Origin of the sequence: Pseudomonas lactis (assembly GCF_001439845.1) — a bacterium.
GTDB lineage: Bacteria > Pseudomonadota > Gammaproteobacteria > Pseudomonadales > Pseudomonadaceae > Aquipseudomonas > Aquipseudomonas lactis.
Genome location: NZ_JYLO01000009.1, coordinates 1 through 13,455 on the forward strand (window position 1 = coordinate 1; position 13,455 = coordinate 13,455).

12 protein-coding genes and 1 rRNA gene are annotated in these 13,455 nt (G+C 60.7%); 7 read left to right on the forward strand and 6 right to left on the reverse strand.

All coding sequences use genetic code 11. The features are described from left to right. Nucleotides 1–2: 2 nt before the first annotated feature. From rrf to TX24_RS16120, 4 genes are all read left to right on the forward strand, one after another. Nucleotides 3–118 (forward strand): 5S ribosomal RNA (gene rrf, locus TX24_RS16105). A 190-nt stretch (nt 119–308) separates the two neighbouring features. Next, nucleotides 309–968 (forward strand): paraquat-inducible protein A, encoded by a 660-nt coding sequence (locus tag TX24_RS16110; protein ID WP_003188275.1) that lies wholly within the window; start codon nt 309–311, stop codon nt 966–968. Continuing rightward, nucleotides 955–1,578, forward strand: a complete 624-nt coding sequence (locus tag TX24_RS16115; protein ID WP_032900385.1) for a paraquat-inducible protein A — start codon at nt 955–957, stop codon at nt 1,576–1,578. Before TX24_RS16110 ends, TX24_RS16115 begins: the two co-directional genes overlap by 14 nt. Next, nucleotides 1,571–3,874 carry a PqiB family protein gene (locus TX24_RS16120; protein ID WP_057710667.1) on the forward strand — a complete coding sequence of 768 codons (2,304 nt, stop codon included), beginning with the start codon at nt 1,571–1,573 and terminating at the stop codon, nt 3,872–3,874. Before TX24_RS16115 ends, TX24_RS16120 begins: the two co-directional genes overlap by 8 nt. A 184-nt stretch (nt 3,875–4,058) precedes the next feature. Here the strand turns inward: TX24_RS16120 and mksF are convergent, their stop codons facing one another. From mksF to mksB, 3 genes are read right to left on the reverse strand one after another with little or no spacing between them, the layout of a single operon-like run. Continuing rightward, entirely contained in the window at nt 4,059–6,899 is a 2,841-nt protein-coding gene (mksF, locus tag TX24_RS16125; RefSeq protein ID WP_057710668.1) for an Mks condensin complex protein MksF, read from the reverse strand. Continuing rightward, a complete protein-coding gene (gene mksE, locus TX24_RS16130; RefSeq protein WP_003188281.1) occupies nt 6,896–7,603 on the reverse strand; it encodes an Mks condensin complex protein MksE in 708 nt (235 codons plus the stop codon). Before mksE ends, mksF begins: the two co-directional genes overlap by 4 nt. Further along, a complete protein-coding gene (mksB, locus tag TX24_RS16135; protein WP_003188283.1) occupies nt 7,593–8,870 on the reverse strand; it encodes an Mks condensin complex protein MksB in 1,278 nt (425 codons plus the stop codon). The genes mksE and mksB overlap by 11 nt, the downstream gene beginning before the upstream one ends. A gap of 187 nt (nt 8,871–9,057) precedes the next feature. Here mksB and TX24_RS16140 point away from each other — a divergent pair, with 187 nt between their 5' ends. Both TX24_RS16140 and rimI read left to right on the forward strand, forming a co-directional pair. Continuing rightward, nucleotides 9,058–9,804: a flagellar biosynthesis protein FlhF gene (locus tag TX24_RS16140; RefSeq protein WP_003188285.1), complete on the forward strand. Its 747-nt coding sequence runs from the start codon at nt 9,058–9,060 to the stop codon at nt 9,802–9,804. Beyond that, nucleotides 9,797–10,249 carry a ribosomal protein S18-alanine N-acetyltransferase gene (rimI, locus tag TX24_RS16145; protein WP_003188286.1) on the forward strand — a complete coding sequence of 151 codons (453 nt, stop codon included), beginning with the start codon at nt 9,797–9,799 and terminating at the stop codon, nt 10,247–10,249. Before TX24_RS16140 ends, rimI begins: the two co-directional genes overlap by 8 nt. Before the next feature lie 118 nt (nt 10,250–10,367). Here the strand turns inward: rimI and TX24_RS16150 are convergent, their stop codons facing one another. Then, complete coding sequence (locus TX24_RS16150) at nt 10,368–10,772, reverse strand: hypothetical protein (protein WP_057710669.1); 405 nt, start codon at nt 10,770–10,772, stop codon at nt 10,368–10,370. 138 nt (nt 10,773–10,910) lie between these two features. Between TX24_RS16150 and can the strand changes: the two genes are divergently transcribed. After that, the gene (gene can / locus TX24_RS16155; RefSeq protein WP_003188288.1) at nt 10,911–11,555 is read left to right on the forward strand and encodes a carbonate dehydratase; all 645 of its coding nucleotides are present in this window, start codon (nt 10,911–10,913) and stop codon (nt 11,553–11,555) included. On the opposite strand, the gene TX24_RS16160 is transcribed toward can, so the two are convergent. Together TX24_RS16160 and TX24_RS16165 are read right to left on the reverse strand one after the other, a co-directional pair. After that, nucleotides 11,552–12,076, reverse strand: a complete 525-nt coding sequence (locus TX24_RS16160) for an SET domain-containing protein-lysine N-methyltransferase (protein WP_003188291.1) — start codon at nt 12,074–12,076, stop codon at nt 11,552–11,554. The genes can and TX24_RS16160 overlap by 4 nt on opposite strands. Before the next feature lie 134 nt (nt 12,077–12,210). Then, nucleotides 12,211–13,380, reverse strand: a complete 1,170-nt coding sequence (locus TX24_RS16165) for a hypothetical protein (RefSeq protein WP_003188292.1) — start codon at nt 13,378–13,380, stop codon at nt 12,211–12,213. Nucleotides 13,381–13,455: the final 75 nt, after the last annotated feature.

Below are 13,455 nucleotides of genomic sequence, written 5' to 3' on the forward strand. Positions count from 1 at the left end.
TTCTTGACGACCATAGAGCATTGGAACCACCTGATCCCATCCCGAACTCAGCAGTGAAACGATGCATCGCCGATGGTAGTGTGGGGTTTCCCCATGTGAGAGTAGGTCATCGTCAAGATTAAATTCCGAAACCCCAATTGCGAAAGCAGTTGGGGTTTTGTTTTGGGCGCTCGAAAAGTGTCCACCTTGTCCCCGTACACTTATTCCCCGCAGCTCCGACCTGACTGCCCCGACAAATTTGCACAGTTATTTCTGAGCGACACCACTAGAATAGCCACCTAACCATTTTTAGAGTCAGAGCCCTATCTATGCCCGATCCGGTTGATGCCCGCGAGGTGTCGGATTTACCGCTGGACGATCTGGTGGCATGCCATGAGTGCGACTTGCTGATGCGCAAACCAACGCTCGCCCTCGGCGAAAAAGCCCAATGCCCACGCTGCGGCTACGAGCTATACGCTCACCGGCACAATGTGGTCGAGCGCAGCCTAGCCTTGGTACTGGCAGCTCTGCTGCTGTACATCCCCGCGAACTTTTTGCCCATCATGCAGCTCAATCTACTCGGGCAGTCCTCGGAGGACACCGTGTGGAGCGGCGTGGTTGGCCTGTTCGATACCGGTATGCAAGGCGTTGCCGCCGTAGTGTTCCTGTGCAGCATGGGCATCCCCTTGCTCAAGCTCCTGTGCCAATTGGCAGTGCTGCTCAGCATTCGCTGGAACATCGGTCGCAACTACGGGCTGCTGCTATACCGCATCTACCACCACATGAAGGATTGGGGGATGTTGGAGGTCTACTTGATGGGTGTGCTGGTGGCGATCGTAAAGCTCGCCGACATGGCCTCCATCACCATTGGCCTGGGTCTGGTCTGCTTCGTCAGTTTATTAATGGTCCAAGTTCTGCTTGAGGTGGTGATGTCGCCCCATCAGATCTGGCAAGCGCTGTCAGGAGAGGATGACCATGCGGGCGATTGATGCAGGCATTCTGATTTGTACTGAATGTCATGAGTTGAACAAGCAGGAAGCGGATATCGAGGAGCAACTCTGCACCCGTTGCGGCGCGTTGATCCATGCCCGTCGCCCCAATAGCCTCACACGCACCTGGGCGCTGTTGATCACCGCGGCGATCCTGTATATCCCCGCTAACCTGTTACCCATCATGACGGTCAACTCCCTCGGCCAAGGCGACCCCAGCACCATCATGTCGGGAGTCATCCAGCTGGTGCAGCACGGGATGTTTCCTATCGCTGCCGTGGTGTTCATCGCCAGTATCCTGGTACCGACCTTCAAGTTGGTCGGCATTGGCCTACTGCTGTTCTCGGTGCAGCGTCACCAACCGCTGTCCGCGCAACAACGCATTGTGATGTATCGCTTTATCGAGTTCATTGGGCGTTGGTCCATGCTGGATATCTTCGTGATCGCCATCCTGGTGGCGGTCGTTAACTTTGGGCGACTCGCCAGTGTCGAGGCCAACCTCGGCGCTGCGGCGTTCGCCAGTGTGGTGATCTTGACGATGCTTGCCGCAGTAACTTTCGATCCCCGACTGATTTGGGATAACACGGAGTCGGACGACGACCATGAGTGATTTGCCTAAAGCTAAAACCCGCCCAGCCTCTAACTGGTCGGCCATTTGGGTGTTGCCCCTGATTGCCCTGATCATCGGTGGCTGGCTGGGGTGGCGTGCCTATTCCCAGCAAGGTATCGAGATTCAAGTTCGCTTTGAGAGCGGCGAAGGTATTCAGGTCAACAAGACTGAAGTGGTCTACAAAGGCATGACCGTGGGTAAGGTCAAAACCCTGGCCCTGGATGATGAGGGCAGCAATCGCGGGGTGATCGCCACCATCGAGATGAACAAGGACGTTGAGCAGTACCTCAAGACCAACACCCGCTTCTGGTTGGTCAAGCCCAGCGTCAGCCTTGCCGGCATCACCGGCCTGGAAACCCTGGTCTCGGGTAACTACATCGCCGCCAGCCCCGGTGATGGCGAGCCCACGCGCAAGTTCAAGGCGCTCTCCGAAGAGCCGCCGTTATCCGACGCCAAGCCCGGCTTGCACCTGACCCTAAAGGCCGACCGCCTGGGCTCGCTGAACCGTGGCAGTCCGGTGTTCTACAAGCAGATTCAGGTCGGCCAGGTCAAAAGCTATCTGCTGTCCGAGGACCAGAGCACGGTAGAGATCAAGGTCTATATCGAACCGACCTACGCCAACCTGGTGCGCAAACACACGCGTTTCTGGAACGCCAGCGGCATCAGTATCGATGCCAACCTTTCCGGTTTGAAGGTGCGCAGCGAATCCCTCTCCAGCATTGTCGCCGGTGGTATTGCCTTCGCCACGCCAGAGAATCGCAAAGACAGCCCGCCCACCGACCCGAGCCTGCCTTTCCGCCTATACGAAGATTTCGATGCCGCCGCAGCGGGCATCAAGGTCAAGGTCAAGCTCACCGACTTTGAAGGCCTGCAGGCCGGGCGTACGCCGGTCATGTACAAAGGCATCCAGGTCGGCAGCCTGAAAACCCTGAAGATCGACCCGGACCTGTCCAGCGCCAGCGCCGAGCTGACCCTCGACCCATTGGCCGAGGACTACCTGGTCGAGGACACGCAATTCTGGGTGGTCAAACCGTCCATCTCCCTGGCAGGCATCACCGGCCTGGAGGCCTTGGTCAAGGGCAACTACATTGCGATTCGCCCAGGCGACAAAGGCACCCCGCCACAACGCGAATACGTAGCCCGCGCCAAGGCGCCGCCGTTGGACCTGCGTTCCCCGGGCCTGCACATGGTGTTGCTCACCGACAGCCTGGGCTCGCTGGATGTTGGCAGCCCGATTCTGTACAAGCAGGTCAAAGTCGGTTCGGTGCAGAGCTACCAGTTTTCACGCAAGAAAAAACAACTGGTGATCGGCGTTCATATCGAGAAGGAATATGAAAGCCTGGTCAACGGCTCGACGCGCTTCTGGAATGCCAGCGGCGTCACCCTCACGGGCGGCCTCACCGGCGGTATCCAGGTCAAAAGCGAATCCCTGGCTAGCCTGATGGCGGGCGGTATCGCCTTCGAAACGCCGGAACCGAATGTGCCGTTGAAACATCGTATCCCGCGCTTCCGCCTGTACGCCGACCGTGATGCCGCCAACCAGCACGGCACCCTGGTGACCATCAAAGTCGACCGCGCCGACGGCCTGAGCGCCGGCACGCCGGTGCGCTTCAAGGGGTTGGATGTGGGCAAGATCGAGAGTGTCGACCTCAGTGCCGACATGCAGTCGGTGCTGCTCAAGGCGCGTATCACTCAGGTTGCGGACCGTATCGCGCGTTCGGGCAGTCAGTTCTGGGTGGTCAAGCCGGAACTGGGGCTGATGAAGACGGCTAACCTGGAGACCCTGGTCACCGGCCAATACATTGAAGTGCAACCGGCCGCAAAAAACGCCGGCCCGCAGAAGAGTTTTGTCGCCCTGGCCCAGCCGCCTGAAGGCGTGCATCAGGAAGCTGGCCTGAGCCTCACACTCAGCGCCGCCCGCCGTGGTTCGTTGAAGGAAGGGGTACCGGTCACTTACCGTGAAGTGACGGTCGGCAAAGTCACCGGCTATGAGTTGGGCCAGACCGCCGATCGTGTGTTGGTGCACATCCTGATCGAGCCCAAGTACGCACCTCTGGTACGCAGTGGCAGCCGCTTCTGGAACACCAGCGGCTTTGGCCTCGACTTCGGCTTGTTCAAGGGCGCGACCGTGCGTACCGAGTCCCTTGAAACGCTGGTGGCCGGCGGCATCGCCTTTGCCACCCCGGATGGCGAGCGCATGGGCAACCCGGCACGGCCGCAGCAGACGTTCCCGTTGTTCGACAAGTTTGAGGATGAGTGGCTGACCTGGGCGCCCAAGATTCCACTCGGTAAATAAACCGAGGCGCGGCCTTCGCGAGCAAGCCCGCTCCCACATTCGATCGCATCCCTACAGGGAAACTCGATCAACTGTGGGAGCGGGCTTGCCCGCGAAGAGGCCCGCCAAAACACCACAAATCCCAAGCCGAAAAAAAGGCCGCGATCCATCAGATCGCGGCCTTTTTGCCTTTCAGTACAACCCGTCAGGCTTCATCCAGCTCCGGCTCGTCCGCCTGCACATTCATCGTCGCCTTCACCACATCATGGCGACGGATGTACTTCCAGTCCGCCTCATCAATGTAGATCCCGTTCGGCCCGCTGCCGCCTTCCAGGTCGATCGCCACCTGGGCAGACACCTGCGGCTTCACACTCGCCAGGATCGGCACAAAGCCCAGTTGCAGGCTGGTTTCCAACAGCGCTGCCTGGTTCTTCTCATCGATGTCTGCCGCTTCATCGAGGTAGTACGGCAACCGCACGCGACCGGCCTGGTCGCGGTCCATCAGGTGCAGCAACAAGTACATGTTGGTCAGCGCCTTGATGGTCATGGTGGTGCCGTTGGACGCAGCGCCGTCGATGTCGGTATGGATCACTGGCTGGCCGTTGACCTTGGTGATTTCGAACGCCAACTCGAACAAGTCCTTGAGGCCCAACTGGTTATGGTTGGCGGCGACCAGGCGAGCCAGGTATTCCTTGGCTTCTTCGTTCTTGTTGTCCTGTTCGGCGCTCTGGCTGAGGTCGAACACCGAGAGGGTCTCGCCTTCTTCATACTGACCGGCACTGTGGATGATCTGGTCGATATGCTTGAGGGCTTCCTTGTTCGGCGCCAGCACGATGCGGAAGCTTTGCAGGTTGGAGACCTGGCGCTTGTTGATCTCGCGGTTGAACAGCGCCAGCTGGTGTTCCAGGCTGTCGTAGTCGCTGCGGATATTGCGCAGGGTACGGGCGATATCGGTGACCGCCGCACGACGTGCCTTGCCGAGGGTCAGCGCCTCGTCGGTACGGTGCGCATAGGCGTTGATCAGCAGTTGCAGGCGACGCTCGACATCATCCTCACTGTCGAACTTGGCCACGCCCTTGAGACGCACCTGGGCGTACAGCGCCTCGATCTGGCCATCGGCCCGCAGCAGGCCCTGCCAGCTGTCCTGATAGTCATTGAGCAGCGGCAGCAGGTTGTCCATGGAATCGTCGACCGGGTCCATGAACGGCGTGCCGAACGGCAGGTCCGCCGGCAACAGCTGACGACGGCGCAACGCGTCATCCAGGGTACGTTGCTTGGCTTCCATATCACCGATCTGGCGGCCGACCAATTGCAGCTTGGCCGACAGTTGCTGGACACGCTCGGTAAAGGCATCGCTGGAGCGTTTCAACTCGTCCTGGGCGGCTTCCATCTGCGCCAGGTTGTCCAGTTTCTCGCCTTCTTCGGCGCTCAGGGTCTGGGTGCGGCGGAAGTCTTCCAAGGCCTTCTGGGCGTCCAGTACCTGCTGGTACAGCGCTTCGGTCTGGGTCTTGCTCGCGGCGCGGTCGGATGCCACGGCCTGCTGGGTTTTCAGTTGCTTGAGTTCTTTTTCCAGGCGCTCTTTCTGGTCACGCAACGCGGCGCGGTCCGCCAGGGCTTGTAGTGCCGGCGGCTCGATGTGCGAGATGTCGATGGACAGCCCCGGCACTTCAAAGCGCTCGCCCTTGAAGCCATCGAGGATCTGCTCCAGGGATTTGACCCACTGGCCGTCCTCGTCCAGCGTGATGCCATGTTCGCCCAGCGGCAGGCTGAACAACGAACTGTTGAACAGGCGCATCAGGCGCTCGACATCCTGCTGCGAGAACTCTTCGCGCAGCTTGGCGTAGCTGTTGTTGTCCGCGTGATCGAGTTGCTGCTTGACCGACTTCAAGCGCTTTTCCAGGTCGCGCAGACGCTCTTCAAGGTCCTCGGCGCTGAACTGCCGCGACTGCGCCAAGGCGCCCGCCAGTTCATCGTGGGCATCCTTGGCGGCGAGCAATTGCTGCTCCAGCATCTTGACGTCATCCACCAGGGCAAAGCGGTGCTTGAGCACCGACAACTCGCCCAGCCAGCGCTGGATGCCACTGATTTCCCGCTCCAGGCGCATCAGCTCCTGAGTGCCGCCACGCTGGTCGTTTTGCAGCGCGTCCTGCTCGTTGCGGTAGTGTTCGGCCTGGATGGTCAGCTCTTCCTTGCGCGCACTGGCGTAGTCCGACCAGGTGCCCAACAACGAATCCAGCAGCGGCGACAGGCGATGCAGTTTGCCGCGCAGGGCGTCGCGCTGTTTCACGCCATTGGCCAGGGCTTCAACCAAGGGGCCGGCAGCCACCAGCGAGTTGTAGTCCTGCTCCATGCGTCGCACATCACGGAAGGCTTCTTCACAGGCCGCGATGTAGTCGACACTGCCCGAACGCAGGCTGTGTTCGAAGGCATCGAGGAACAATTGCTTGAGCTTGGCCGCGGTGATTTCGCGCATGTGCAGCAGGTTGATAAACAGCGCGCGGAATGTTTTCAGGCTCTGCTCGCTGGTGGAGCGCAGCGGAATCAGGGTCAGGTCCAGCGGGATCGACGTATGCCCGCCCACCAGCAAACGCCGCAGTTCATCGGGCTTGAGTTCGTAGGCTTTCAGGCCCTCGCGCTCAAGGTTGGTGAACAGCTCTTTCTGGCGCAGGCAGGTGTCGTTTTTCTGGTAGTGGGCCAGGTCCAGCTTGCCGGCGTAGGCAAAGAACTGGTGACCAAAGCCACCGCCCGGGCCGCGGCCGACCACGCCGATAACGTGCGGACCGTGGGGCAGGGAAACTTCTACCAGGATGTAGCTGGTGTCGGTGGCAAAGTAAAAGCGCCGCGATTGTTCCAGGGTGTACTTGCCGAAACTCATGTCCGACATGCGTGCCAGGATCGGGAACTGCAAGGCGTTGATCGAGGCGGATTTACCCAGGTTGTTGGCGCCGTACACCGACAGCGGTTCTTCCAGCGGGAACAAGCCCAGGCTGTAACCGGCGGTGTTCAATAGGGCGAAGCGGCGGATGCCGTAGCGTTCCTTACTCATGCGTCGGTCTCCTGTTCTTCGGCAATGGCGCGTGCCAGGGCATCTTCTTCGCTTTCTTCGGTGAAGGCGCTCAGATCCAGCGGGTCATCGGTCTTCAGCAGTTTTTCATCGCTGTCTTCGTCGATGATCACCGGCGCCGGCAGCGGCAATACGCTGTGTACGCTGGCGGCAAGGTCGCGGTCTTGCTGCACCGACAGGCACACATCCAGGAAGCGGTGCATCGGCGGCAGGAAGCGGTAGATACCGTTGTCTTCGCTGGCAAAACCCAGCTGGGTCATGCGGCGCATGATTTTTTCTTCGAGCTCTTCCTGGGTTTGCACCTCGGCCTGGATAAACAGGTCGCGGTATTTCTCCAGCAACGAAGGCAACTCATCGCGGCCCAGGCTGCCCCCGTCGAGCACGGCAATCGGGTCACGGCCCTGGTCGGCCAGGTGTTCGACGATGATGAAGGTGAACAAGGCCAGGCGCTGGGCGGTCTTGTTCACCTGCGCGGCAGCCACGGCAGTGTCCGGCACGAAGTAATAGAAGCCGCGGGTATCGCAGACCAACTCAAAGCCCAGGGCCTTGAACAGTGTGCGGTACTGGTCCTGGAAGTTCGACAATTGCGCGTACAGCTCCGGGTCGCGGCGGCTGACGTGGTAACCCTTGAACAGCTCGCGAAAGATCGGCGCCAGCTGGGACAGTTCGGATAGATCAAGATGCATAAGGCGTGCTCGCAGAATTCTCGGTGGCATCAACGCCGGCCGGGAGCAGGGCGAAGGAGCGCAGGCTGACCTGGTGCTCGTGGGTGTGGTAATCGCGACGTTCCAGGCGCTCGCGCTTGAAGCGTTTTTCCCGGGACAGGCGCGAGAACCAGTACAGCAATTCATCGGTGGCGCCGTCCGGTTCCTGCTCCAGCAGCCAGGTCATCAGGTCGGGCATCGGCAGCGCGTCTTCGCAGCGCTCGAGCATTTCCTTGACCGTGCGCGGTGCGCGCGGGGCTTCGCCTTTGTGCGACTTGTGCGCCTTGGGGAAACGCGCCGGTTTGGGCTCGAAATTCGCCAAGGCATACACATAGGCTTCGACCTGGCTGGCACTGCCCAGGAAGGTGCTTTGCGGCCGCGTGAACATCGGCATCGCCGCTTGCGGCACCGCGTCCAGGCCTTTGCGGCGAATCGCCGACAGGGCCAGCGCCGCACCGCGAGTCACGGCGTTATGCCGGCGTGCTTCTTCACGCAGCGGCAGCAGCAACTCCCGTGCATGGCGCAAGGTCAGCTGGGCGCTGGTTTGCATTTCGAGAATGCGCGCGTGGGTGCGCAGCAGCATGTCGTCATCCACCAGGTGGCCAAGACGCTGTTGCTCGGTGAGCATGCGCAGCAGCACGTTTTCCACCTTGCGCACGCCTTGCTCGAAGGCGCCGTCGGCATTCACCAACTGGATCATCGGCTCGACGTATTCGTCCCAGGTCGCCAATACTTCGGCGTAACGCTGGCGCAGCGGGATCTGCCGGTCGCTGGTCTTGGCGCGGTCGGCCACGGCGGCGAGGGCTTGTTCGTCGTTGGCGAGCTTTTTGAGCACATCGCGCACGCGCATATCCAACAGGCGCAGTTGCCGGGCCAGGTCGTGGCCGTCGCGGATGTCGAAGGCGTCCTGGATATAACCGGCCAGGCGCTCCAGGTGGCGCAGGTAGGCTTCGATTTCCAGGCACAGGCCAAGCCGGTGCTCCTTGCGAAGATAGGCGAGGAAGTCGTGGATCTGCGCGTTAAGCTCGAAACGGTTCGGGCTCTTGGCGACAGGCACCAGAATATCCAGGCGAATCCACACGTCCAGCAGGCTGGTGATGTCCTGGGGCGTGCTGTCCAGTTGTTGGGCGGCCAACTGCGCGCGCAACTCGGCCAGGCTCAGGGTGCCTTGGTCGAAGTGTTCGCACAGAGGCTCAAGTAAGGCCCAGTGTTCGGCGAGGGCGCGCAGGACGCGCTTGGGTTCGATCATGGGAATGGCCGGCTGGTTGGCGATTAAAAGTCGCGATTGTACTGCATCACGCGCGGGAATTATCCACAGCCGGTCAGTGCGCAGTGGGCGATTGTTACCGAACAGCGGTAGAATCCCCGCTCTTTACTTATCCACAAGTGGCCGAGCTGTGCTTATCGAGTCCCGACGTCGTGCTTACTTGACCGCCATGCAGGTGGTCAACTGGCTGCCCCGCACCGAACTGCCGTTTGCCGCGCCGTCGCGGCCCGAGCTGTTGCAGGCGCTTGAGCCCTATGAGGCGTTCGAGTCGTCGGGAGAAGAGGCGGCCGCGCCTGTGGCGGTGGTCAAACCCACCCCTGAGGCGCGTCCGGCGGTCGAGCGTGCCAAGATCGAAGTGCCGCGCCCAGCGCCGGTGACCAAGGCTGTCAAGGTGGCGGACGAGGCTGCGCCGGTGACCAAGGCGCCGGTGGTGCCGCCGCCACGCTTCGCCCTGCAATTGCTGCGGGCCGGGCGCTGCCTGTTGTTGGTGGAACTGCCGACTGGCGAGCGTTTCCAGTCCCGTGACCCGGCCTACCTGTTGCTCAAGGACATGCTGCGCGCCGCCGGCCTGCCCGACAGCCCGCAAATCGTCGGTGAGCCGGTGCGCTGGCCGCTGCTGGTGCGCGGCACCATGGACCAGGGCCCCGAGGCTGCACGAGATTTTGTCCAGGGGTTTGTCTCGGCGCGCCTGGAAGACGAGCCCTGCGTGTGCCTGTGGCTGATCGGCCTGCCCGCCGTACGGTTTGCCGGTGAAGCCAATGCCGAGGCCTGGTACCGCGAGCTGCAGGTTGAAGGCCTGGGGTCAGTGTGGGCCCTGCCGGGCCTGGAATTATTAATGGAAGAGCCACAGCGTAAGGCTGATGTCTGGCAAGCCATGCGCCGGCTGATGGCGCGCTGGAAAACAACTGATGAGTGAGGCTTTATCCTTTCGCCCGATGACCGAGGCCGACCTCGACGCGGTGCTGAAAATCGAATACGCAGCGTTCAGCCACCCCTGGACCCGCGGGATTTTTCTCGACGGGCTGGGCAAGTACCAGATCTGGCTGATGTTCGAAGGCGAGCAGCAAGTGGGCCATGGGGTGGTGCAGATCATCCTCGATGAAGCGCACTTGCTGAACATTACCGTGAAGCCGGAAAACCAGGGCCGTGGTTTGGGCCTGGCGCTGCTGGAGCATTTAATGTCCCGTGCCTACGCGGCCAATGCGCGGGAATGCTTTTTGGAAGTGCGTGACAGCAATACCGGCGCGTTTCGGTTGTATGAGCGCTATGGCTTCAACGAAATTGGCCGTCGCCGGGATTACTACCCCGCTGTGGGTGGTCGCGAAGATGCAGTCGTGATGGCGTGCACCCTGGTTGACTAAATGCAAAGGCCCTATGTGCAAAGCCTCTGTGGGAGCCGGGCTTGCCCGCGATGCAGGCACCTCGGTCTTCAAGTAACACCGCGGTGATACCATCGCAGGCAAACCAGCTCCCACAGGGTCAGCGCTTGCGGTTCAGTGGGTCCAGATCAGCCAGTTCAGCCTCATCCAACCCACTCCCTCCGCCAATGTCATTTTCTCCCACGACGCTCAAGTCATAGTCGGCGGCATTGTCTTCACCTTCCTCCTGCGCATCCCGAGCGCCATCCTCGTGGATCAGCGTTTCCGGGCTCATATCGTCATCGGTCGATTCATGATCATCGGTAGAAGCCCCGGTCATCCCGGCTTCGCGCACCCGTTCGTCGGGCATCAGGTGCTCGCGCTCGCCACGCGGGATTTCATCGCCGATTTCCGCTGTCTGGTCCTCTTCGTCAAAATCCAGCTCGCGCATCTCACCCATGCGGTCTTCGTTGTCATCGATCGGTTCCGGCTGTGTTGCGCCGTAGGGACGTCGTGATTCAGTCATGGCCAATCCTCATACTGTGGGGCTTATAGTGTGTGGACAGGCATGGCAGCCAAAAAATTCAAGCTAATTAGCGCCTGGCGTGACCCGAACGAGGGCTTGTCAGTCACAAAACTGCGCATCATTCCTGAGGCTTCCCTGATGAACGAACTACAAGACCTGCTTGATAACAACGAACGCTGGGCGGATGCGATCAAACAGGAAGATCCCGAATTCTTCGCCAAGCTCGCCCGCCAGCAAACCCCGGAATACCTGTGGATCGGCTGTTCCGACGCCCGTGTACCGGCCAACGAGATCGTCGGCATGTTGCCTGGTGATCTGTTCGTGCACCGCAACGTCGCCAACGTGGTGCTGCACACCGACCTCAATTGCCTGTCGGTAATCCAGTACGCGGTGGATGTGCTCAAGGTCAAACACATCCTCGTCACCGGCCACTACGGTTGTGGTGGCGTGCGTGCGTCGATGCAGGACCGCCAGTTCGGCCTGATCGACGGCTGGTTGCGCACCATTCGCGACCTGTACTACGAAAACCGCGATGTGCTGGCCCAGTTGCCGACCGAAGAAGAGCGCGTAGACCGCATGTGCGAACTCAACGTGATCCAGCAGGTGGCCAACGTCGGCCACACCAGCATTGTGCAAAATGCCTGGCACCGTGGGCAGAGCCTGTCGATCCATGGCTGCATCTATGGCATCAAGGACGGTCGCTGGAAGAGTTTGAACACCACCATCAGTGGCTTCGAGCAACTACCGCCGCAATACCGCCTGCGCCCGTTGGGCGAAGCCTAAGGTCGTTTGTGCTCACGCCACCAGGCCATGAAGGCCTGGCCTTCGGCGTTCAGCGGCTCCTTGCTGCCGGTGATCCAGCCCCGGCAGTTCAGCTCGCCGCAATGGCAAGCGAACTGCCGGGCCAGTGTGTCTTCGGTAGTGGCGTAATCCAGGGTCAGCAGGCTACCGGCGTGGATGGGTTGCACCGTCCATAGTTCCAGGTACGTGGTGTCTAGAAACACGTTCGGGTTGCAGGAGTGCTGTAACAGGCCGCAGAACCAACAATCGTACAAGTGGATGCGGGGTGACAGCTGCAGCGTGTGCGGGCGACGTTCGCTCACGGCATAACCGGAAACCTGGGCAATGCGCGTGCGACTCTCAAAGGCCACGCGGGCCGTGACCCTGGCCGCAATCCCTTCAGCCTCTTGCTTGACCTCAAAGTGCTCGGTCGAGGGGTAACCCTGTTCCACGAGCAGCGTCTTGAAGGGATAGAGGCCGTCATTCACAGCCGTTTTAGCCTTATCCATGGCTCGAGTTTTCATCACTCTCCTGAGCGGGGCTGCATGGACGTGCGGGTGTGACGGCCAGTCTTGCAGCAAATGGGCGCGGCCCTAGATTCGCTGAAGTGGGATCCGGTTTCTACTGTCAAAGTTGACAGTAGAAACGGTTTTTCCCCTTAAAGCGCGGGGGCTGTGACCGTGGGGGCGGGGGCGGCATTTCTCAGCTGTTTCAACTGTGCCTTGATAGGCGCTGTGGCGCACTTGGCGTTGGCCTGCTCGGGCGTCAGGTGGCGCACGGAGGTGTAGAACAGCTCACACGTCTGCTCCTTGCGCGTGACCTGCCACGTATTCAGGCAGGCCTTGAGCAATACATTGGCATCGCTGGCGGGCTTCTGGCCCATGCCGGCTTGCCAGCAGGCGGCGCTCAAATCCTGGCCCATCACTTTCAAGCCGGCGTCGTCGGCTTTTTGCTCGTCACCGTCATAGCTGTCGGGGCTGGCCGCATACCAAATGTAGCTTGGGTGGTTGGCGCCCAATACCGCGACGGTTTTGCCAGGCTCCGGGCTGATCTGCGCCAGGCTCAGCACGCCCACGGTTTGCCCGTATTGTTGCTTGATCCAGCTACGCACCGGCGCGCCGAAGGCCACCATCGGCAATGCGCCGCCAGGGCGCAGGCTCAGTTCCTTGACCATGCGGGTCTGGTAGTCGGTGAAATACCCGTAGACGGTTTCCAGGTCTTTGCCGGCATTGGACGGCGCAGCGATGGGCGCGATATCAATGATGGTCTGGTACGCCGGCGTTTCCGTGGCCGGTACGCCGTTTTCGCTTAACAAGGTGGCCCAGCGGTCGGTGGTGGCCGATTCCAGGTAATCCTGGGCCTGGGTCAGCGAGTAATCCGGAGGGAAGTGCAACAGCTCGATGCTTTTGCGGTTTTCCAGGGCCATGCCCAACGGCAGGAACAGGTACCAGTTGTAGGCCCATTTGCCATCGCTGTTGAGCTGGCGCGCACCTTGATAAGCCAGGTCGGCGGTATTGAGCAGCGTGGTCAGCGGCTGGCCGTAACCGTCTGGCACGCCGCTGAAGGTCGCCGTGACCTGACCGTCGTGGGTCTTCACACTGACCTTGGCCCGGCTGTAACCGTCACGTTGCAGGCTCTGGTTCAAATAGTGTTCGGCGGTCTGCTCCAGTGACCATGGCCGAAAGCAGATCACATTGCAGTTGTTGGGGTACGCGAACAACTGGGTGACGCGCTGCGTGCTGCCCAGTGGCACCTCGATGTCGGCCTGTACGACCGTACTCGCCAGCAGTGCGACGAGGGTGAAGGACAGCCTGGTCAGTTTAAACATAGTCGATTCCTTGTCAGCGAAGCCCGTCTGCGCGGGATGGAAGCCCACCTGCACACAGTAGCGGCTGACCAGGAA

What these genes read in the sequence shown, in the direction of transcription:
- TX24_RS16110 (WP_003188275.1), top strand. Translation starts at nt 309, where the DNA reads ATGCCCGATCCGGTTGATGCCCGCGAGGTGTCGGATTTACCGCTGGAC.
- TX24_RS16115 (WP_032900385.1), top strand. Translation starts at nt 955, where the DNA reads ATGCGGGCGATTGATGCAGGCATTCTGATTTGTACTGAATGTCATGAG.
- TX24_RS16120 (WP_057710667.1), top strand. Translation starts at nt 1,571, where the DNA reads ATGAGTGATTTGCCTAAAGCTAAAACCCGCCCAGCCTCTAACTGGTCG.
- mksF (WP_057710668.1), bottom strand. Translation starts at nt 6,899, where the DNA reads ATGAGTAAGGAACGCTACGGCATCCGCCGCTTCGCCCTATTGAACACC.
- mksE (WP_003188281.1), bottom strand. Translation starts at nt 7,603, where the DNA reads ATGCATCTTGATCTATCCGAACTGTCCCAGCTGGCGCCGATCTTTCGC.
- mksB (WP_003188283.1), bottom strand. Translation starts at nt 8,870, where the DNA reads ATGATCGAACCCAAGCGCGTCCTGCGCGCCCTCGCCGAACACTGGGCC.
- TX24_RS16140 (WP_003188285.1), top strand. Translation starts at nt 9,058, where the DNA reads ATGCAGGTGGTCAACTGGCTGCCCCGCACCGAACTGCCGTTTGCCGCG.
- rimI (WP_003188286.1), top strand. Translation starts at nt 9,797, where the DNA reads ATGAGTGAGGCTTTATCCTTTCGCCCGATGACCGAGGCCGACCTCGAC.
- TX24_RS16150 (WP_057710669.1), bottom strand. Translation starts at nt 10,772, where the DNA reads ATGACTGAATCACGACGTCCCTACGGCGCAACACAGCCGGAACCGATC.
- can (WP_003188288.1), top strand. Translation starts at nt 10,911, where the DNA reads ATGAACGAACTACAAGACCTGCTTGATAACAACGAACGCTGGGCGGAT.
- TX24_RS16160 (WP_003188291.1), bottom strand. Translation starts at nt 12,076, where the DNA reads ATGAAAACTCGAGCCATGGATAAGGCTAAAACGGCTGTGAATGACGGC.
- TX24_RS16165 (WP_003188292.1), bottom strand. Translation starts at nt 13,380, where the DNA reads ATGTTTAAACTGACCAGGCTGTCCTTCACCCTCGTCGCACTGCTGGCG.